The organism is Pseudomonas sp. GW821-FHT03C07, from assembly GCF_059420925.1.
Map to the genome: position 1 here is coordinate 381,624 of NZ_JBWKUQ010000003.1, position 19,059 is coordinate 400,682.

Here is a 19,059-nt window from a genome sequence, read left to right on the forward strand (position 1 = left end):
GGAAAAGCCCGCTCCATGATTCTTTCGTGGAGTTGGCTATGTTCTCAATCTTCCGGCGCGGCAAATCCCAAGCTACCGCGGCCTCCTCCCCTAGCGGCTACATACAACCCGCCCAAGGCCTGGACCTACTAGCGACTCCGCGTCGTCAAAAACTACTGGAAAACATCTGGCAGCGCGCATCGTTATCCCGCCAGCAGTTTGTCGAGCTTTACCGTCGTCCACTTGAGCGCTACGCAGAATTGGTCCAGCAGCTCCCCGCCTCGGAGAACCACCACCATGCACACCCTGGTGGCATGCTTGACCACGGGCTGGAAATCGTAGCCTATGCGCTGAAGATCCGACAGACCTACCTACTGCCGATCGGCGCACCACCTGAGTCGCAATCGGCACAAGCCGAAGCCTGGACTGCGGCGGCGGCATATGGGGCACTGATTCACGACCTGGGGAAAATCGCCGTCGATGTTCACATCGAGCTGCAGGGAGGTAAAACCTGGCATCCGTGGCATGGTCCCATCACCCGCCCCTACCGATTCCGCTATGTGAAGGGACGCAATTACCAGCTCCACGGCGCAGCGGCCGCTCTGATCTATGCACAGGTGCTCACACCGGACATCTTGGACTGGCTCAGTGACTTCCCGGAAGTGTGGTCGCAGTTGATCTTCATCCTGGCCGGTCAATACGAGAACGCCGGCATTCTGGGTGAAATCGTAGTGCAGGCCGACCAGGCGTCGGTCGCCCAGGAACTCGGTGGCAATCCTGCCCGAGCACTCGCGGCCCCCAAGCAATCCCTGCAACGGCAATTGGCAGATGGCCTGCGGTATCTGGTGCGTGACAAATTCAAGCTGAACCAGCCTGACGGACCTTCAGATGGATGGCTGGCTCAGGATGCCTTGTGGCTGGTCAGCAAACCGATCGCGGATCAGCTACGTGCCTATCTGCTGACACAGGGTGTCGATGGAGTCCCTACCTCGAATGCACCTTTTTTCAACATGCTCCAGGATCAGGGCGTCATCCAGACCAATGCCCAAGACAAGGCGATCTGGAGGGCCACAATCGACAACGGGAATGGCTGGCGCAACACATTCACCTTACTCAAGCTCTCGCCGGCACTGATTTGGAATGATGCGAGCGACCGTCCTCCGGTTTATTCGGGCACCCTGGAAGTCGATGCTGGCTCACCCGCCGAAGAGCCACAGGAGATCAAACAACCCTTTGAGCCGAGCCCGCCCAAAAGCAACAGCATTGGTCCAGCTCTCCACGCTACAAACGTTTCAGCCCCTGTACTAGAGCCTTCAGAACAGCCCACCAACGACCCTGCCGAAATTGACGCGCTTATGGCTCTCCTGGGTAATATCACAACGCCACTAGAAGGCCACCCAGAAGATCCACCCTCAGCGGCGCAGACCGCACCTTCGAGATTGGAGGAAATCCAGTCCATCGAGCCTTCAGTAGCGGGAAGTGAACCTGTAGCGAGCACCGAAAATATGGCTCCGATGCCGAGCCATAAGACCGAGCTGGGTCAGGGATTTGTTGAATGGCTTAGGAATGGCCTCGTCTCCCGGCGAATCATCATCAACGACACCAAGGCACTGGTGCATACCGTATCGGGAACCGCAATGCTGGTAACACCTGGAATTTTCAAACGTTTCGTACAGGAGTTCCCTGCCGTCGAAGCACAGGCTAAGGCTCTGAAAGTGGAAGCCTGGCAGTTGGTGCAGCGAAGCTTTGAAAAACAGAAACTTCATCGGAAAACAGCGAAGAGCCTCAATATCTGGACTTGCAACGTCATCGGTCCGCGCAGCACGAAAAAGCTGAAGGGGTATCTGCTGATTGACCCGCTGACCGTGTTCAGCGAAGTGCCATTCGACAACGCGAGTCTGAGCCTGATCACTGAATCAGTGGAGGGTGTTGAATGATCGCGCCAATGGAACTGGCACAAGACTACATTTTCACTCACGACCTCAGGAAATCGAGTGGAAAGATCTATCTGGCGGCCACCAGAGCTTTACTCAGACACTTCGGTACGGACATCTCAGCTACCGCGATTGATCACCGTGGCATCCTGGGGTGGAGAAGAGCGGTATTGGAGAGCGGCCTCTCCAAGCAAAGCTGGAACACCTACTCCAACCACCTGCGCACCGTATGGGGTTACGCACTGGAACAGGGAACGCTGACACACACGACAGCCAATCCGTTCAAGAAGACTACAGTGATCCCGCCAAAGCGACCGAGTAAGACGATCGCGCGTGACGCGATTAAAAGTGCACGCGACTGGCTCAGAGCAATGGTTTCAGAAGAGCGCTGCTCAAAAAAACGCAGCAAAGTGACGCCGGCATGGTTCTGGCTCACCGCCTTCGAGATGTTCTACTACACGGGCATTCGACTCAATGCGCTACTAACGCTTCGCTACCAGGACATCGACTGGCTCAACAAGTTGATTCGGGTACAGGCCGACACGGAGAAGACCCACCGTGAATTTTCCATACCGATAATGTCGGGCCTGGAGCCTCATCTACGACGTTTGCTGGATGCAGCGAACGAAATCGGGTTCGCCCCCACCGATCAGTTGTTCAACGTAAACCGATTTTCAAAGCACTACCGCTCCAAGGTCATGAACATCGACCAGGTGGAAGGTATGTATCGCAAGCTGACCAGTGCACTTGGGGTACGCATGACCCCTCATCGATTCAGACATACGCTGGCCACGGACCTGATGAGGCAGCCGGAGCGCAATATCCACCTGACCAAGAACCTGTTGAACCATTCGAATATCGCGACCACCTTGAGCTACATCGAGGTCGACTACGATCACATGCGCACCGTGCTACATGAGCGCAGCCTGGTTCAGGGAGCAATCGCGTTCGAAAGGCGTGTCGACGAACACATTCCCGCCGCCCCTGTCGCCACTTTGCCAGCTCCTGATGAGTGCGCGCGGATCCCTCTCATTCCAGAGATCTCGCCGGCGCCGGTGAACGTTGAAGCGGTCGAGATCTGTACCAATCTCCCACAACTACCCCCTGGCTCACCGCCGGCATCGAAGCTACTAACTCATGTCGAAAGTATCCGCTCAGAGCGTTACTCACTGGAACAAGCAATCCTTCCGGTAGGTACCGGACTCAGCCACGAGCTCACATGGGATGGACCAGGAACCTGGTGGGAGGACCTCGGCATACCTCAGCCCCCATCCCAGGATGAGGGGCATGAGTCTTCCGTGTTGTTCACGCTGATGATCAGCAGAGTGGGTATCAAGAGCTACAGCTGGGGCTGAAGCAGCTCTTCATCAAGAGAGCTGTTACAGCTACTGTGTGAAAGAGAACCGGCATCATCTGTCCGGGCGTGCGCTGCTGCCTCAAGGAAAGCAAATGTGCCTTAAGAATGGGCCTTCAGGCCTTTAGGAAGCGTCCCAACCTAAGCGGTGGTGTCATCGAGCAGACAAGCAACCGATTGACAAACCCCTCTAGCCTCGCTCCTGAAAGTCGGCTATTCCATATTGACATCACGTCAACTCGAAACTAATGTTCGAGCCAGACGGCTGCATGTCAGCAAGTAAGTGTTGTGCCCTTTACGACTTCAGAACCGCTCAACGTGCCATTTTGTAGGCAAAAAAAATCCGGAAATCCTCACTTTCGTGGGCGTTCCGGATTTTCTTCTACAACAAATATGGTGGGTCGTGTGGGATTCGAACCTACGACCAATTGGTTAAAAGCCAACTGCTCTACCAACTGAGCTAACGACCCGCTGTGTGGTGGCGCGTATAATACTGATTTCTAACGGGAATTCAACACCTTAAATGAAAAAAATCAAAAATAACGTGTCGGATCACTGATTCCAGCCGCGGCGAAGCCTTCAGCACGCAGCCGGCAGCTGTCACATTTCCCACATGCAAAGCCGTTAGCATCCGCTTGATAGCAGGATACCGTCAGTGAATAGTCGACTCCCAGCTTGATCCCGGCCTGGACGATATCGCCCTTGCTGAGGTTCTGCAGCGGGGCCTGGATACGGAAACCATTGCCCTCGACACCGGCTTTGGTCGCCAGGTTAGCCAGGGTTTCAAAAGCCTCGATAAACTCGGGACGGCAATCCGGATAACCGGAATAGTCCACCGCGTTAACGCCGATAAAGATGTCATGGGCGCCGAGCACCTCGGCCCAGCCCAGGGCCAACGACAGGAACACCGTGTTGCGCGCCGGCACATAGGTCACCGGAATGCCTTCGCTCGGCGCCTCGGGCACATCGATGCTGCTGTCGGTCAAAGCCGAGCCACCGATACCGTTGAGATTCAGGCCGATAACCTTGTGCTCGATCACCCCGAGATCACGTGCCACCCGCTCGGCCGCCTGCAACTCGGCACGGTGCCGCTGGCCGTAGTCGAAGCTCATGGTGTAGCAGCTGTAGCCCTCGGCACGCGCCATGGCCACTACGGTGGCCGAGTCCAGGCCGCCGGAGAGAAGGATTACCGCTTTCTTGTCAGTACTTGCTTGGGTGGTCATATCAGCGCCCCGGCTCGTCATTCCATAGATATTTGTGCAACTGCAGCTGCAGGCGCACCGGCAGATTGTCCGCGACGATCCAGTCGGCCAGCTCACGAGCCGACAGATCATGGTGGCTCGGCGAGAACAGCACTTCACCCGCGCGCTTTTCCAGACCGTACTGAATCAGCTTGGACACCGCCCAGTCATAGTCCTCCCGCGAGCAGATCACAAACTTGACCTGATCGTTGGCGGTCAGCAACTCGATATTCTCGTTGCGGTTGCGGTGCGATTCCTTGGAGCCCGGCGTCTTCAAATCGAGCACGCGGCTGACCCGGGTATCCACTGCCGAGATATCCAACGCCCCACTGGTTTCCAGGGATACGCTGTAACCGGCATCACAGAGCCGCTTGAGCAAGGGAATGGCATTGGGCTGGGCCAGCGGTTCGCCGCCCGTCACGCAGACATAACGCGGACGGTAATCGGCGACCTGCTTCAGCAGGCTGTCCAGGGTCATGAGGGTGCCGCCGCTGAAGGCGTAGGCACTGTCGCAGTACTGGCAGCGCAGCGGGCAGCCGGTCAGGCGTACGAAAACGGTGGGCAGCCCAGCCGTTCGCGTTTCACCCTGCAACGAGTAAAAAACTTCGGTGATTCTCAATGTGTCTTGCATAGTCGCCACGGGCGTAACAGCTAAACAGGCCGTCCGCCTCAGTCAGGCACTGCAATGAACCTGCAATCGCACAGTCCAGAACAGCGTGTTTCATAAAAAAGGGGATGAATTCTAACGAAAAAACCCGCGACAAGCGCGGGTTTCTTCAAGCAGGCCATCGGCCGTCACATGCGCTGCAGATCACGCTGTGCCAACTGCGCGGCGGAAGTCCCCGGATATTGGGAAACCACCTGCTGCAGAATGCCTTTGACCTTGTCGGTATGACCCAGGCGACGCTCGACATCCGCCAGCTTGTACAGCGAATCCGGCACTTTGGCGTGCTTGGGATAGAGCTGGCTGACCTTGGCAAACGCCTGACCGGCACCTTGCAGGTCGCCTTTGGCCAGGTTCACTTCGCCCAACCAGTACTGTGCGTTACCGGCGTACTGGCTATTGGGGTACTTGCGCAGGAAAGCGCTAAACGCCTGACTGGCCTTGTCGAAGTCCTTGGCCTTGATCAGGTCGAAGGCTGCATCGTAGTAGAGCTTTTCCTTGGCCGGATCACCCGGTTCGCTGCTGGCCGCGGGGGCCTGGGCAGCAGGTGCAGCACCGGCGGCGGCATTGACATTGCCACCGGCTGAAGAATTATCAGGAGCCGCAGCCGCCGGAGCGCCGCCACTGCCTATACGCCGATCAAGATCCTGGTATCGTTCCAGGTTTTCCTGCTTCATGCGCGCAATATCATTTTGCAGAACTTCGATCACGCCTTGTTGCTGCGCGAGTTGTTCCTGCATGCGTTGCAATTGATTGAACAGCTCGCCCTGTGCCGAGACAGGGGCCGAAACCCCTCCCCCGGCATAGGCGCCGTTCGTACCGTAACCCGCAGGCGGATAACTCCCACCGTTATTGCCGGAGTTGTCATCGACCACAGGAACCGCAGCCCACGCCGCAAGCGGCATAAGGCTGAGAGCCAGAACAGTTACAGCACGACGGCACGTTCGCATGACGAATTACTTACGCAGTTCGACGCGACGGTTTTGAGCCCAGGACTGCTCGTCGTGGCCAGTAGCTACTGGACGCTCTTTACCGTAGGAAACCAGTTCCAGCTGAGCTGGGGCAACACCTTGCAGTACCAGGTAGCGTTGAACGGCTTTCGCACGACGCTCGCCCAGTGCCATGTTGTACTCGCGAGTACCACGTTCGTCGGTGTTACCTTCCAGAACGACTTTAGTGCCGTTAGCTTTCAGGTCCTTGGCATGAACGTCCAGGGAGCGCATGGCTTCTGGCTTCAGGTCCGAACTGTCGTATTCGAAGTAGAAAGTAGTGATAGCGCGCAGAGCAGCTTCTTCGCTCAGGGAGCCGTCAACTGCGCCAGTGTTAGCGCCGTAACCAGCGTTTGGGTCTACAGCGCCTTGACCGGCATTGTCGCCGCCTTTGGACGAGCAACCTACAGCTACAGCCATGGCCAGAGCCAGCGCAGCAAATTTACCAAACTTCAGCATTTCCATCGTAAAACTCCTAATGAACCCCAGTGTGTTAAGCAAAATCGTAAAGCGCCGCGTCAGTTCAGGTAAGGGGACCAGGAAGGTTCTCTGACTTCGCCTTGAGCGGTAGGAAGCGGGAGCCTTACGCGTCCATTGATGGACACGAGCATCAAGACTCCCCGGCCCTGCTGGGCGGTGGCGTAGATTACCATGGTGCCGTTGGGTGCGACAGTGGCTGACTCATCAAGGTTGGTGTCTGTCAGTATTTTTACTGTCCCACGCTGCAAATCCTGAGCGGCCACACGGAAATTGGTGAAGCCATCCTGGCGGTGAATCATCACCAGAGTCTTCTCATCCGCCGACAGTTTCGGGTTGGCGTTGTAGTTACCGATGAAGGTCACTCGCTCCGCACCGCCGCCATTGACGTTGGTCTTGTAGATCTGTGGCTTGCCGCCGCGATCGGAGGTGAAGTAGATGGTCGAGCCATCCTTGCCCCAGAACGGTTCGGTGTTGATGCCCGGGCCGCTGGTGACGCGACTCATCTGGCGCGTGGCCATGTTCATCACGTAGATGTCCGGATTGCCGTCCTTGGACAGCACGAATGCCAGGCGGTTACCGTCCGGCGACCAGGCCGGCGCACCGTTGAGGCCTTCGAAGTTGGTGATCTGCTCACGGCGACCGGTGTCGATGTGCTGGACGAAGATGCGTGGGCGCTTCTGTTCGAACGACACATAGGCGATACGCTTGCCATCCGGGGCGAAACGCGGCGACAGGATCGGCTCGCGCGACTGCAGCAGGGTCACCGCGCGGGCACCGTCATAGTCCGAGCGTTGCAGGGTGTAACGGGTATTGTTCACCGAGAAGCGTTCAGCCGTGACATAGAGCATGCGCGTGGAGAACGCACCCTTGATGCCGGTGAGTTTTTCAAACGACTGGTCGGCAATGTAGTGCGACATGTCGCGCAACTGCTCGACCGTGCCCGAGACGCTGCCGGTCAGCACTTGCTGCTCGGTGGAGACGTTGAACAGCGCGTACTGCACCTGCAGGCGACCGCCCGAAGGAACGATGCTACCGACCATGATGTACTGGGCGCCCAGGGCTTTCCAGTCACGGTAGATGACTTCGCTGGCCTGGGTCGGCAGGCTGATCATGTTCTGTTTCGGAATCGGCGAGTAGTAACCGGAGTTACGCAGGTCGTCGCCGATGATCTGGCCCATGTCGTCCGGCAGGACGCTACCGCCCTGCCAGCCGAACGGAACGACCGCGATGGGCGTGGCCCGATCGCTGCCACTGGTGACCAGAATGTTCTTTTCATCCGCCATCGCCATCCCTGCCAGGCAGCAGATCACGACAAGCATTGTTCGAAGAAGGTTTCTCACAAGGCTAGATCCTCAGGTGTGAATGTCATCTTGAAGGAACGATAGGGCGCAAAGTCGCTCGGTTTCATTCCCTGCATTTCCGTCAAACGACCAATATTCTTGACCGCAGCTACCGCCGAGGCATCAAACGGGCCGTCGCCACTGGTCTTGGCCACCGAGACCGTGGTCACGGTACCGTCCGGCAACATGCCGATTTGCAGCACCACCGTCATGCCTTTACGCGCCGAAGGAGGACGTGCCCAGCCTTCCGCCGCCCGCGAACGAATCAGATCATCGAAACTGCCCGCCGTTTCATCACCCTGCTCATCGGCCAGGGCTTGTTGGCGTTGCGGCGTATCGGAAAGCAAGTCTGCCAGGGCCTGGGCCTTTTTATCTTCGGCGGACTTACGCGCCGCATCCTGCGATTTCTTCTTCGCAGCATCGGCAGCGGCTTTCTTCTTCGCGTCTTCGGCGACTTTCTTCTTCGCCTCGTCCGCTTCGGATTTCTTCTTCGCGTCTTCCGCGGCTTTCTTCTTGGCGTCTTCGACGATTTTTTTCTTCGCGTCTTCAGCGGCCTTCTTGGCCTCTTCTTCAGCGGCCTTCTTGACTTCGTCGTCGGCTTTCTTCTTGGCTATATCAGCCAATTCCTTTTTCGCCTCGGCAGCCTTCTTCGCGTCGTCGGCTTTCTTGGCCTCTTCGGCCTTTTTCGCCTCGTCCGCTTTCTTGGCTTCGTCTGACTTCTTGGCTTCGTCGGCCTTTTGAGCCGCTTCCTCTTTCTTTTGTTCCGCAGCCTTTATCGCTTCCTGCTCGACCTTTTTCTGTTCCATCTGTTCGACTTCGGTCTGGCGCGCGGCGGATTTCTTCGCCTCACCCGCAATCTTCTGATTGGTCTGGGTGGTCGCCTGACTTTTCGATTTCAGCTGATACAGGGTCGCCTGGACAATCGGCTTGGCCTCCGGCAATTCCGGCGTCATGGCAAAACTGACGAACAGCATGCCAAAGATCAGGATATGCAGGCCAATCGCCCAGACGCTGGGCCAGAAGTAGCTTTCCGAAGCGGACGGCTCTCGCTGTTGGTGCATCAGGGGGCCTCGGTAATCAAGCCAACATTACCGACGCCGGCCTTCTGCAGACCGCCCATGGCACCCATGACGGAGCCATAGTCGACGGTCTTGTCACCCCGAATGAACACTTGGGTACGCTTGCCGCTGTCGGTGCCGGCGCGAATGATCTTGGTCACCGCGTCGGTCATCTGCGGCAGAGTCATGGCCCTGTCCTGCTGTTTTTCGGTGTCGACTTCGCTGCCAAGGTTCCAGTAGTAGGTCTTGTCAGCCTTGATCGAAATGGTCAGGACCTGGGTGTTGTTGTCCTGCGGCAAGGCTTCACTGGAAACCTTGGGCAGATCAACCTTCACGCCCTGATTGAGCATCGGCGCGGTCACCATGAAGATAACCAGCAGCACCAACATCACGTCGATGTAGGGCACCACGTTCATCTCGGCGACCGGCTTGCGTTTGTGGCGAACTCGGGCCATGGGGATTTACCTGCTCACTCTTCGCTGGTGTGCACTTTACGGTGCAGGATCGCCTGGAACTCATCGGCGAAGGTGTAGTAACGGCTGATCAGGGTCTCGCCACGGGCCGCAAAACGGTTGTAGGCGATAACCGCAGGAATCGCCGCGAACAGGCCGATGGCGGTGGCCACCAGGGCTTCGGAAATACCCGGGGCCACGGTGGCCAGGGTCGCCTGCTGGGCGGTGGCCAGGCCACGGAACGAGTTCATGATCCCCCAGACGGTACCGAACAGGCCGATATACGGGCTGACGGAACCGACGGTGGCGAGGAAGGGTAGGCTCTGCTCGAGCTTTTCTTCTTCACGAGAGATGGCCACGCGCATGGCACGGGATACCCCCTCCATGACCGCTTCCGGGTCAACGCCCGGTTGCTGGCGCAGACGGGAGAACTCCTTGAAGCCTGCGCGGAAAATCTGCTCCACGCCCGAGTCCGGGTCCGGGTTGCTGCCGGCCTGACGGTAGAGCTTGGACAGGTCGATACCCGACCAGAAGCGCTCTTCGAAGCTCTCCAGGGCGCGGCGACCGGCGCGCAGCAGGTTGCTGCGCTGAAAAATCATGATCCACGAGGTGACCGAGGCGGCCACCAGGATCAGCATGACCAATTGCACCACGATGCTGGCATTGCTGACCAAGCTCCACATGGAGGAATGGTCGACGACGTTAGCTTCCACGCTTTATCTCCTGCTCTAAGTGAGTACCCGCGCCGCTTGTGTCGGCAAAGGCCGAACGCAAGGCTTCTGGAATGGCCCGGGGTTTTAAACTATCGGCGCGCACACAGGCCACCAGGAACCGCCCTTCACAGAGCAGCGTTTCATCATCAGCCCGCCTGACCTGCTGCTTGAAGCGCAGGCTCGCACGGTTCAGCTCAATCACCTCGGCGCTGATCAGCAGTTCGTCGTCCAACCGCGCCGGCACGTGGTAACGCGCTTCGCTGGAATGCACGACGAACAACAGGTTCTCCCCTGCCAGCGACGATTGAGCAAAGCCCAACTCCCGCAGCCGCTCGGTTCGAGCCCGCTCCATGAACTTAAGGTAATTGACGTAATACACGATGCCGCCGGCATCGGTGTCCTCGTAATAAACGCGACAGCGATGTGCGAACGACTGAACCCCGTTTTGCGCGCGCATACTCTAGTGCTTACTCCTCAGGTTGCCAATCCGGCCAGGCAACTGTTTTTCATCCTTCGACGACTTTTTGCATGAAGATTCGTGACACGTGCCCATCGGACAACGCAAACCGCGAATAAATCAGCCCCAATCCTGCTTTTACTCGTCCAGCGCATCCAGAAACTCGTCTACCACGGGCATTTCACCCAAGCGCGACGGAATGTTCAAACCGAAGTGCAGATAGGCATGCCGGGTTACCACCCGTCCACGCGGGGTGCGCATGATGTAGCCCTGTTGGATCAGGTAAGGCTCGAGCACATCTTCAATGGTGTGCCGCTCCTCGCTGATCGCCGCCGCCAGGCTGTCCACGCCCACCGGACCGCCGTCGAATTTCTCGATCATGGTCAAGAGCAGGCGCCGGTCCTGGTGGTCGAAACCGTGTTCGTCGACATCCAGCAGGTTCAAGGCCAGGTCCGCCACGGCCTTGGTGATATGGCCCTTGGCCCGCACTTCGGCGAAATCACGTACCCGGCGCAGCAGCCGGTTGGCGATCCGCGGCGTGCCGCGGGCCCGCCGGGCAATCTCGAATGCGCCTTCCGGGTCCAGCGGCAAGCCGAGAATCCCCGCCGAACGGGTGACGATGGTCGCCAGGTCCGCGGTGTTATAAAACTCAAGACGCTGGACGATACCGAAGCGGTCACGCAATGGGTTGGTCAACATGCCGGCGCGGGTCGTCGCACCGACCAGGGTGAAAGGTGGCAGGTCGAGTTTGATCGAGCGCGCCGCCGGTCCCTCGCCGATCATGATATCGAGCTGGAAGTCCTCCATCGCCGGGTACAGGACTTCTTCGACGACGGGCGACAGACGGTGGATTTCATCGATAAACAGCACATCGTGGGGCTCGAGATTGGTCAGCAGCGCCGCCAGGTCTCCGGCCCGCTCCAGTACCGGCCCAGAAGTACTCTTGATCGACACGCCCATTTCCTGGGCGATGATATTGGCCAGGGTGGTCTTGCCCAGACCCGGTGGGCCGAAGATCAGGGTGTGATCAAGGGACTCGCCGCGCCCGCGCGCCGCCTGGATAAACAGCTCCATCTGCTCCTTGACCGTCGGCTGGCCGATGTACTCGGCCAGGCTCAACGGGCGGATGGCGCGATCCTGGACTTCCTCGCGGTCACGCCCGCCGGAGGCGGTTATCAAACGATCAGCTTCAATCACTTAGATCATTCCCTTCAGGGCGCGACGAATCATGTCTTCGCTGCTCAGGTCTTTGTCTTTGATTGCCGACACCGCCTTGCTCGCTTCCTGGGGCTTGTAGCCCAGGGAAATCAGCGCACTGACCGCATCGGACTCGGCGCTGGCCAGCGGCAGCGCAGGCGCGCCGTCCGGCTGATTGGGCACCAGGGCAAACATGCTCGGCACGGTTTCCCAGGCCTTGAAGCGGTCCTTGAGCTCCACCAGCAGGCGCTCGGCGGTCTTCTTGCCGACACCGGGCACGCGCACCAGCGCCGAAGTGTCCTGGGCCTGCACGCAACGCACCAGTTCATCGACCTCCAGGCTCGACATCAGCGCCAGGGCCAGCTTCGGCCCGACACCATTGAGCCGGATCAGCTCGCGGAAAAAGTCGCGCTCGCGCCTGCCGACAAAGCCATAGAGTAACTGGGCATCCTCGCGCACGACCAAATGGGTGTGCAGGGTCAGCGGCTCGCCGACCGACGGCAGGCGATAAAGCGTGGTCATCGGCACTTCCAGTTCGTAGCCGAGGCCATTCACATCAAGGATGAGGTGCGGCGGCTGCTTTTCTGCCAGGGTGCCGCGCAAACGTCCAATCACGTATCAAATCCTTATTTCTGGCCAGACCGTTGGCTGACGACTCGGAACGATAGCGCACTACCTTATCCGGCGTGACGCTATCGGCAAGCAAAATTGTTTGAGGCGATGATGCTATCAGAGACGCAGGCGACCACCACGGCTACGTGCAGCGCCCAAGCCATGAGGCAAGAGACTGGAGCGGGTATGTGCGTGGCACAGGGCAATCGCCAGGGCATCCGAGGCGTCGATTTGCGGTTTGGTGGTGAGCTTGAGCAAGTGCATGACCATCATCATCACCTGTTCCTTGTTGGCGCCGCCCGTGCCGGCCACGGCCTGCTTGACCTGGGTCGCGGTGTACTCGGCGATCTCGAGGTTTTCCTCGGCCCCGGCGACAATCGCCGCGCCCCGCGCCTGGCCGAGCTTGAGCGCCGAGTCGGCGTTTTTCGCCATAAACACCTTTTCGATGCCCATGGTCACCGGACCGTAGGTCTGGATCACTTCGCGCACGCTGCGGTAGACAATCTGCAAACGCTCATGCAACTCGCCGCTGCCGGTGCGGATGCAGCCCGAGGCGACGTACACGCAGCCACGCCCGGTATCGCGCACCACGCCATAGCCGGTGATGCGCGAACCGGGGTCGATACCAAGAATTAAAGTCATAGCGCCTGCGTTTGGGTCAGCCGAGCTGTTCGGCTACCGATTCGGGAATATCGGCATTGGAGTAGACGTTCTGCACATCATCCAGGTCCTCGAGCATATCGAGCAGCTTGAGGACCTTTTCCGCGCCCTCCAGATCGAGTTCGGCACTGGTGGTCGGCAACATGACGATTTCCGCGTCAGCCGCCTTGAATCCCGCAGTGTCGAGGGCGTTACGCACCGTATAGAAGCCGGCAAACGAGGTGAACACGTCAATCGAGCCGTCTTCATGGGTGACCACGTCATCGGCGTCGGCTTCCATCGCCGCCTCCATCAGCGCGTCTTCATCGATGCCCGGGGCGAAGGACAACTGCCCCTTGCGTTCGAACAGATAGGCCACGGAACCGTCGGTCCCCAGGTTGCCACCACACTTGCTGAACGCGTGGCGCACGGCCGCCGCGGTGCGGTTGCGGTTGTCGGTCATGCATTCAACCATCACCGCCACGCCACCGGGGCCGTAGCCTTCGTAGCTCAGCTCGACCATATCGTCGGTATCGGCCGCACCGGCACCGCGGGCCACCGCGCGATCAATGATATCGCGGCTCATGTTCGCGCCGAGGGCCTTGTCCAGCGCCAGGCGCAGACGTGGGTTGGAGCCTGGATCACCACCGCCCTGACGAGCGGCGACGGTCAGCTCACGAATCCACTTGGTGAAGATCTTGCCCTTCTTGGCATCCTGACGTTCTTTGCGGTGCTTGATGTTCGCCCACTTGGAATGACCTGCCATAACTCGCTCCGAATTCTCTTTGTGCTCTTTGAAACGTTGCCCGCCCTGCCCTGTGGCAGCGGCCGGCAATAAAAAGTCTCGACCTTGAAAAAGGGCGCATCCAATGGATGCGCCCTTGGGTCAGTCTTACTCTGCCTTCGGGGTTTCGCGCAGGCGGATATGCAGCTCGCGCAGTGCCTTGGCGTCCACCAGCCCTGGCGCCTGGGTCATGACACAGGCCGCGCTCTGGGTTTTCGGGAACGCGATCACTTCACGAATCGACTGGGCGCCGGTCATCAGCATCACCAGGCGATCCAGGCCGAAGGCCAGGCCACCATGGGGCGGAGCACCATATTTCAGCGCATCGAGCAGGAAGCCGAACTTCTCTTCCTGTTCCGCTTCGCTGATTCCCAGCAGACGGAACACCGCCTGTTGCATTTCCTTGCGGTGGATACGGATCGAACCGCCACCCAGCTCGGTACCGTTCAAGACCATGTCGTAGGCGCGGGACAGGGCGGTGGCCGGGTTGGCCGCCAGCTCTTCAGGCGAGCACTTCGGCGCGGTGAACGGGTGATGCAAGGCGGTGAAGCTGCCGTCTTCGTTCTCTTCGAACATCGGGAAGTCGACGACCCACATCGGCGCCCATTCACAGGTCAGCAGCTCGAGGTCGTGACCGACCTTGATCCGCAGCGCGCCCAGGGCCTCGCTGACGATCTTGGACTTGTCGGCACCGAAGAACACGATATCGCCATCGACCGCGCCGACGCGATCGAGGATCACGTTGAGGTTGGCCTCAGGAATGTTCTTGACGATCGGCGACTGCAGGCCTTCGACGCCCTTGGCGCGCTCGTTGACCTTGATGTACGCCAGGCCCTTGGCCCCGTAGATGCTGACGAACTTGGTGTATTCGTCGATCTTGCTGCGCGGCATGCTTGCCGCGCCCGGGACGCGCAAGGCGGCCACACGGCATTTCGGGTCATTGGCCGGGCCGCTGAACACCTTGAATTCAACGTCCTTGAGCTGGTCGGCAACGTCCACCAGTTCCAGCGGAATACGCAGGTCCGGCTTGTCGGAACCGTAACGACGCATGGCCTCGTCCCAGGTCATGTGCGGGAATTCGCCGAATTCCAGATCCAGCACTTCCTTGAACAGGTTGCGGATCATGCCTTCGGTCAGGCCCATGATGTCTTTTTCATCGAGGAAGCTGGTCTCGATGTCGATCTGGGTGAATTCCGGCTGGCGATCGGCCCGCAGGTCTTCGTCGCGGAAGCACTTGGCGATCTGGTAGTAACGGTCGAAGCCGGCCACCATCAGCAGTTGCTTGAACAACTGCGGCGATTGCGGCAGGGCGAAGAAGCTGCCGGCGTGGGTGCGACTCGGCACCAGATAGTCACGGGCACCCTCGGGGGTCGCACGGGTCAGGATCGGCGTCTCGACGTCGAGGAAGCCGTTTTCGTCCAGGTAACGACGGATGCTGGTGGTCATGCGCGAACGCAGACGCAGCTTCTCAAGCATTTCCGGACGACGCAGGTCGATAAAGCGATAGCGCAGGCGGGTTTCTTCGCCGACGTCGGAATATTCGTTGAGCGGGAACGGCGGGGTTTCCGCTTCGTTCAGCACTTCCAGCTCATAACCCAGCACTTCGATGGCACCGGAAGCCATGTTGGCATTGCCGGCACCGGTCGGACGCAGGCGGACCTTGCCGGTGATCTTGACCACGTACTCGCTGCGCACGCGATCGGCGGCGGCGAAGGTGTCGGCGCGATCCGGGTCGAAGACCACCTGGGCCAGACCTTCGCGGTCACGGATATCGAGGAAAATCACCCCGCCATGGTCGCGACGACGGTGGACCCATCCGCAAAGGGTGACTTCCTGGCCTTCCAGGCTCTCGTTCAGTTGGCCGCAATAATGGCTGCGCATCATGGTCGTGGTTCGCTTCTAGTCATTCGAATTCGGTGGAGGTCTTGTCTTTGCAACGCGACAAGCGCCCGCTCGTGTCGCTTATTTCAGTCGGCTTTATCGCCACCGGCCAGGTTTTTCTTGCTGCCGGTCTTGAAATCCGTCTCATACCAGCCGGTGCCGCTGAGGCGGAAGCCTGGCATGGAGAGCATTTTCTTCAATTGCGGTGCCTGGCAGGCCGGGCAGTCGACCAGCGGTGCATCACTGATCTTTTGAATGGCTTCCAGTTGATGAGCACAGGAAGCGCATTGGTAGTCGTACATGGGCATGGGGCGTCTCGGCACTCAGATAACGGCATCACTGCTGCCCGAGCCCGGGACGGGCCATGCAGCAAAGAGCGGGATTATATCCGTTAAATCGAGCCTTTGCAGCCGTGGACCGGTCAGCGCCCCAGCCCATGCCGTCTCGCCAATCCATCGAGACGCCCGGGCAAGCCTAGAGGGCCCGGGACAAACCGCCCAACGTCAGCAGATGAACGACACAGACCACCCGAATCAAGCCACTGAAATTTTTCACCCCGCCATAACGCAGGTGAACCTCCATATCCACATTGGACAGCAAGGCATTGACCGTACATTCATGGGTATTGGCTATATCGGCCAGTACCTTCCAGTAAACCTCCTCCAGACGCAAGCAGGTGGCAAAACCATTCAAACGCACCGAGCGCGAAACTGGCTTCGCCAACCCAATATCGAAATCCAGTAACAGGGGATCCACCCGGGTCTTGCGCAAACAACCGGAACTCCCCACCTCATGCCCTACCCACTGAACCATTTTCATCGCACTCCGTCGCTGCACACCTTTGAATAAAGGCGCTCCTGGCAAACCTCCTGACATAAAACATTAAGTAAAAAACCCTATCCAGCAGACTGCACTACAGCCTCCGTAGGAAGAGTCCATTAATAAGGAAGAACAACGAAAAGCCTGGGGCCGGGCCTGGGCGAAGGCCTGCGCCGTCGCGAATACCACGGGCTCGCTGGTGCCCACGGTTCGAGCTGCCATGGCGACTGCGACAAATCCGCCACGCCCCCCCCCCTGCCAGGTGTCTGGCCCGCGGGCTGTGTCGACACGGGCCCCGCCCCGCCGCAAGTTCTCCAACAGTGGCCTGGCGTCGAAGTTTGAGAAGGCAGGGGCTTTGCTGTTAAATAGAGGCTGTGTCGTGACTGTCGAATCTCTGACAGTGACGCATAGGCGGATGCCCACACGTGCCCAACGCCTCACCTTTTTTCCAGAAGCGAACCGTGTGCCACCCGCTCTTCCTTGTGATCTGTCTTGAGTGAGTCAATTAAAATGTTGAAAATCGTCCACCTGCTAACGGGCGCCGTTGCCCTGCTGCTGTCCTTTATCCCCAGCCTGCGATCCGAAGCCCTGCCTTACCTGCAACAACCCGACGCGCTGTACCTGGCATTCTTCGGCTTGCTCAACCTGACCCTCGCGCCAGTCATTCCTTACTGGAACAAGGGTCCACGGCATCAACTGCAAATCCTGGTCAGTATCCTGCTGATCGTCGCCGTGGCACTGCAAATCCTCACCCTGCTTGCCCCCCTGACTCTGATCGGCGGTCAACCCGCCGTGCTTCCGAGTCTGCTGGCCGCCGTGCTTGCCGTGTTGCTGCACCTGGCGGTGAGTTTCTACAAGAAATCTTCCCCGGCGGCGGCTTCCCACAGCTACGACATGAGCAATCGCGATACCGGTACCGTGAAGTGGTTCAACACCTCCAAGGGGTTCGGCTTTATCTCGCGGGATTCCGGCGATGATATTTTCGTGCACTTCCGCGCCATCCGTGGCGAAGGCCACCGCGTCCTGGTCGAAGGCCAGCGCGTGGAGTTCTCGGTGATGAACCGGGACAAGGGCCTGCAAGCCGAAGACGTGATCGCGGCCCTGCCGCGGCGCTGATCGGCCACAAAAAAACGCGAGACAGCTTGGCTGCCTCGCGTTTTTTTATGGTCGAAAACCTGTAGGAGCCGGCTTGCCGGCGATGGCGTCCGGATGGACGCTACAAGGCTCATCGCCGGCAAGCCGGCTCCCACAAATCTGCGTATCACCGCAAAATATCATGAGGCCTTCAATAATGCGGCGGCGGAGCTTCTTCCTCGAAGGAATCGAACTGCCCCATCATTTCTTCATGACGCTTGAGCAAAGCCGCCATCTGCAGTTGCAGGCGCTCGACCACCCGCTGTTGCTCCACCAGCACATCATTGAGGGCCTGAATGGTGTCATCCTGAAACGCCTGGCGACTTTCCAGTTCGGTCACGCGATCTTCAAGATTCATACGCCCACCTGCACAAAACGCGGGTCATGCCGGAACGCCAGGCGCAATTGCTCGCGAATCACCCCGACTTCCCCATCGGTATAAGGCCGCGCCGGCTGCTTGCCCCAGACCGGTGCCGGCCAGGCCGCGTCGTCACGGCGACGCACGATCACATGCATGTGCAACTGGCTGACCACATTGCCCAAGGCCGCGACATTCATCTTGTCCGCCTCGAAGGTGACCTGGAGCAACTGCGCCAGCTCCGTGGTCTCGCGCCACAATTGCTGCTGATCGGCCGCCTCCAGCTGGAACACCTCACTGATATCCGCGCGCCGTGGCACCAGAATGAACCAGGGATAGTTCGCATCATTGGACAGCAGCACGCGGCACAACGGCAGGTCGCCCATCGGCAAGGTGTCTTGTTGAAGGCGCGAATCGAGAACGAACACCGTGAATACTCCTGCGTGACGGATAGGTTTGCGCCCGGCGAACGCCCGGCGACAGGCGATCAGGATACCCGTGATCGGTCGCCGGTTCACGGGCCACGCAAGCGCCGGACGCAAATGCGCGAATACGGAGCACGCACTGCGCCAGAATGGAACAAGCGGTGCTTTTTCATCGCCACAAAGACCACAAAATTACACATTGGCAACAAAAAACCCATGTAGCCACAAAAATGTCACCTTTTTCTGAAATCCTTGACCTACATCATCGACGGTGAAAGCTGACTCAAGGGATAAGAGAAGACTTCTTGCCAGTACCCGATGCCCGCATCGAAACTGTTGATCAACTTTTTGCACCAAAACCGCACACTGCGGCTACTATCAGTGCACGTTTCAGCCACGACTACCCAGTCGCAGTGTGGACCGGTAACGTTTTTGGCTTTTCATGGATTTTCAATGGATTAGCAGCACAAGGAAAAGCACTACGTCAAGCCCCGGCGCAAACGCCAACCGCCCTAGGTTTCATAAGGGTTTCAGCGTGATGACGGAGGC

The 19,059-nt window shown here is 58.8% G+C and carries 21 protein-coding genes and 1 tRNA gene; 3 read left to right on the plus strand and 19 right to left on the minus strand.

The genetic code is table 11. The features are described from left to right. Positions 1–38 precede the first annotated feature (38 nt). On the plus strand, positions 39–1,916 hold the full coding sequence (gene mobH, locus AC07VG_RS08060; RefSeq protein WP_495020834.1) for a MobH family relaxase: 1,878 nt from the start codon (positions 39–41) through the stop codon (positions 1,914–1,916). Then, complete coding sequence (locus tag AC07VG_RS08065) at positions 1,916–3,268, plus strand: site-specific integrase (RefSeq protein ID WP_495020908.1); 1,353 nt, start codon at positions 1,916–1,918, stop codon at positions 3,266–3,268. The genes mobH and AC07VG_RS08065 overlap by 1 nt, the downstream gene beginning before the upstream one ends. Positions 3,269–3,661: 393 nt before the next feature. Here the strand turns inward: AC07VG_RS08065 and AC07VG_RS08070 are convergent. The 17 genes from AC07VG_RS08070 to AC07VG_RS08150 all read right to left on the minus strand — a co-directional run bounded on the left by AC07VG_RS08070 (position 3,662) and on the right by AC07VG_RS08150 (position 16,587). Then, positions 3,662–3,737, minus strand: a tRNA-Lys gene (locus AC07VG_RS08070). Between the two features lie 63 nt (positions 3,738–3,800). Next, positions 3,801–4,490: a 7-cyano-7-deazaguanine synthase QueC gene (gene queC, locus AC07VG_RS08075; RefSeq protein ID WP_494999629.1), complete on the minus strand. Its 690-nt coding sequence runs from the start codon at positions 4,488–4,490 to the stop codon at positions 3,801–3,803. A 1-nt stretch (position 4,491) separates the two neighbouring features. After that, positions 4,492–5,139 (minus strand): 7-carboxy-7-deazaguanine synthase QueE, encoded by a 648-nt coding sequence (queE, locus tag AC07VG_RS08080; RefSeq protein ID WP_495020835.1) that lies wholly within the window; start codon positions 5,137–5,139, stop codon positions 4,492–4,494. 164 nt (positions 5,140–5,303) lie between these two features. Continuing rightward, positions 5,304–6,122, minus strand: coding sequence for a tol-pal system protein YbgF (gene ybgF / locus AC07VG_RS08085; protein ID WP_494999627.1), 819 nt, complete (start codon positions 6,120–6,122; stop codon positions 5,304–5,306). A gap of 6 nt (positions 6,123–6,128) precedes the next feature. Further along, positions 6,129–6,626 (minus strand): peptidoglycan-associated lipoprotein Pal, encoded by a 498-nt coding sequence (pal, locus tag AC07VG_RS08090; RefSeq protein ID WP_494999626.1) that lies wholly within the window; start codon positions 6,624–6,626, stop codon positions 6,129–6,131. A 53-nt stretch (positions 6,627–6,679) separates the two neighbouring features. Further along, positions 6,680–7,930, minus strand: coding sequence for a Tol-Pal system beta propeller repeat protein TolB (gene tolB / locus AC07VG_RS08095; RefSeq protein WP_494999874.1), 1,251 nt, complete (start codon positions 7,928–7,930; stop codon positions 6,680–6,682). Between the two features lie 47 nt (positions 7,931–7,977). Further along, the gene (gene tolA / locus AC07VG_RS08100) at positions 7,978–9,042 is read right to left on the minus strand and encodes a cell envelope integrity protein TolA (protein ID WP_495020836.1); all 1,065 of its coding nucleotides are present in this window, start codon (positions 9,040–9,042) and stop codon (positions 7,978–7,980) included. Next, entirely contained in the window at positions 9,042–9,494 is a 453-nt protein-coding gene (tolR, locus tag AC07VG_RS08105) for a protein TolR (RefSeq protein WP_248799847.1), read from the minus strand. Before tolR ends, tolA begins: the two co-directional genes overlap by 1 nt. Positions 9,495–9,508: 14 nt before the next feature. Continuing rightward, positions 9,509–10,204, minus strand: a complete 696-nt coding sequence (tolQ, locus tag AC07VG_RS08110; RefSeq protein ID WP_103033137.1) for a protein TolQ — start codon at positions 10,202–10,204, stop codon at positions 9,509–9,511. Then, positions 10,194–10,661, minus strand: coding sequence for a tol-pal system-associated acyl-CoA thioesterase (gene ybgC, locus AC07VG_RS08115; RefSeq protein ID WP_494999624.1), 468 nt, complete (start codon positions 10,659–10,661; stop codon positions 10,194–10,196). Before ybgC ends, tolQ begins: the two co-directional genes overlap by 11 nt. A gap of 138 nt (positions 10,662–10,799) precedes the next feature. Continuing rightward, a complete protein-coding gene (gene ruvB / locus AC07VG_RS08120) occupies positions 10,800–11,858 on the minus strand; it encodes a Holliday junction branch migration DNA helicase RuvB (protein ID WP_121137597.1) in 1,059 nt (352 codons plus the stop codon). After that, a complete protein-coding gene (ruvA, locus tag AC07VG_RS08125) occupies positions 11,859–12,473 on the minus strand; it encodes a Holliday junction branch migration protein RuvA (protein ID WP_494999623.1) in 615 nt (204 codons plus the stop codon). Between the two features lie 114 nt (positions 12,474–12,587). Next, entirely contained in the window at positions 12,588–13,112 is a 525-nt protein-coding gene (gene ruvC / locus AC07VG_RS08130) for a crossover junction endodeoxyribonuclease RuvC (protein ID WP_100938827.1), read from the minus strand. A 16-nt stretch (positions 13,113–13,128) separates the two neighbouring features. After that, complete coding sequence (locus tag AC07VG_RS08135; RefSeq protein ID WP_495020837.1) at positions 13,129–13,875, minus strand: YebC/PmpR family DNA-binding transcriptional regulator; 747 nt, start codon at positions 13,873–13,875, stop codon at positions 13,129–13,131. A gap of 126 nt (positions 13,876–14,001) precedes the next feature. Continuing rightward, positions 14,002–15,777 (minus strand): aspartate--tRNA ligase, encoded by a 1,776-nt coding sequence (gene aspS, locus AC07VG_RS08140; protein WP_495020838.1) that lies wholly within the window; start codon positions 15,775–15,777, stop codon positions 14,002–14,004. 83 nt (positions 15,778–15,860) lie between these two features. Further along, positions 15,861–16,082 (minus strand): FmdB family zinc ribbon protein, encoded by a 222-nt coding sequence (locus tag AC07VG_RS08145; protein WP_191487164.1) that lies wholly within the window; start codon positions 16,080–16,082, stop codon positions 15,861–15,863. Positions 16,083–16,248: 166 nt separating this feature from the next. Next, entirely contained in the window at positions 16,249–16,587 is a 339-nt protein-coding gene (locus AC07VG_RS08150; RefSeq protein ID WP_100939203.1) for a ribbon-helix-helix domain-containing protein, read from the minus strand. A 516-nt stretch (positions 16,588–17,103) separates the two neighbouring features. Here AC07VG_RS08150 and AC07VG_RS08155 point away from each other — a divergent pair. After that, on the plus strand, positions 17,104–17,709 hold the full coding sequence (locus AC07VG_RS08155) for a cold-shock protein (RefSeq protein WP_318654859.1): 606 nt from the start codon (positions 17,104–17,106) through the stop codon (positions 17,707–17,709). 169 nt (positions 17,710–17,878) lie between these two features. On the opposite strand, the gene AC07VG_RS08160 is transcribed toward AC07VG_RS08155, so the two are convergent. Further along, positions 17,879–18,085, minus strand: a complete 207-nt coding sequence (locus AC07VG_RS08160) for a SlyX family protein (protein ID WP_103496682.1) — start codon at positions 18,083–18,085, stop codon at positions 17,879–17,881. After that, positions 18,082–18,513 (minus strand): HIT family protein, encoded by a 432-nt coding sequence (locus tag AC07VG_RS08165; RefSeq protein ID WP_494999620.1) that lies wholly within the window; start codon positions 18,511–18,513, stop codon positions 18,082–18,084. Before AC07VG_RS08165 ends, AC07VG_RS08160 begins: the two co-directional genes overlap by 4 nt. Between the last annotated feature and the right edge of the window lie 546 nt (positions 18,514–19,059).

Excerpts from the sequence above, each read along its gene's own strand:
- AC07VG_RS08135 (WP_495020837.1), bottom strand. The coding sequence starts at position 13,875 with ATGGCAGGTCATTCCAAGTGGGCGAACATCAAGCACCGCAAAGAACGT.
- ruvC (WP_100938827.1), bottom strand. The coding sequence starts at position 13,112 with ATGACTTTAATTCTTGGTATCGACCCCGGTTCGCGCATCACCGGCTAT.
- AC07VG_RS08155 (WP_318654859.1), top strand. The coding sequence starts at position 17,104 with ATGTTGAAAATCGTCCACCTGCTAACGGGCGCCGTTGCCCTGCTGCTG.
- tolB (WP_494999874.1), bottom strand. The coding sequence starts at position 7,930 with ATGGCGATGGCGGATGAAAAGAACATTCTGGTCACCAGTGGCAGCGAT.
- tolA (WP_495020836.1), bottom strand. The coding sequence starts at position 9,042 with ATGCACCAACAGCGAGAGCCGTCCGCTTCGGAAAGCTACTTCTGGCCC.
- tolR (WP_248799847.1), bottom strand. The coding sequence starts at position 9,494 with ATGGCCCGAGTTCGCCACAAACGCAAGCCGGTCGCCGAGATGAACGTG.
- AC07VG_RS08150 (WP_100939203.1), bottom strand. The coding sequence starts at position 16,587 with ATGGTTCAGTGGGTAGGGCATGAGGTGGGGAGTTCCGGTTGTTTGCGC.
- ybgC (WP_494999624.1), bottom strand. The coding sequence starts at position 10,661 with ATGCGCGCGCAAAACGGGGTTCAGTCGTTCGCACATCGCTGTCGCGTT.
- AC07VG_RS08145 (WP_191487164.1), bottom strand. The coding sequence starts at position 16,082 with ATGCCCATGTACGACTACCAATGCGCTTCCTGTGCTCATCAACTGGAA.
- queE (WP_495020835.1), bottom strand. The coding sequence starts at position 5,139 with ATGCAAGACACATTGAGAATCACCGAAGTTTTTTACTCGTTGCAGGGT.
- ybgF (WP_494999627.1), bottom strand. The coding sequence starts at position 6,122 with ATGCGAACGTGCCGTCGTGCTGTAACTGTTCTGGCTCTCAGCCTTATG.
- queC (WP_494999629.1), bottom strand. The coding sequence starts at position 4,490 with ATGACCACCCAAGCAAGTACTGACAAGAAAGCGGTAATCCTTCTCTCC.
- AC07VG_RS08160 (WP_103496682.1), bottom strand. The coding sequence starts at position 18,085 with ATGAATCTTGAAGATCGCGTGACCGAACTGGAAAGTCGCCAGGCGTTT.
- pal (WP_494999626.1), bottom strand. The coding sequence starts at position 6,626 with ATGGAAATGCTGAAGTTTGGTAAATTTGCTGCGCTGGCTCTGGCCATG.
- aspS (WP_495020838.1), bottom strand. The coding sequence starts at position 15,777 with ATGATGCGCAGCCATTATTGCGGCCAACTGAACGAGAGCCTGGAAGGC.
- mobH (WP_495020834.1), top strand. The coding sequence starts at position 39 with ATGTTCTCAATCTTCCGGCGCGGCAAATCCCAAGCTACCGCGGCCTCC.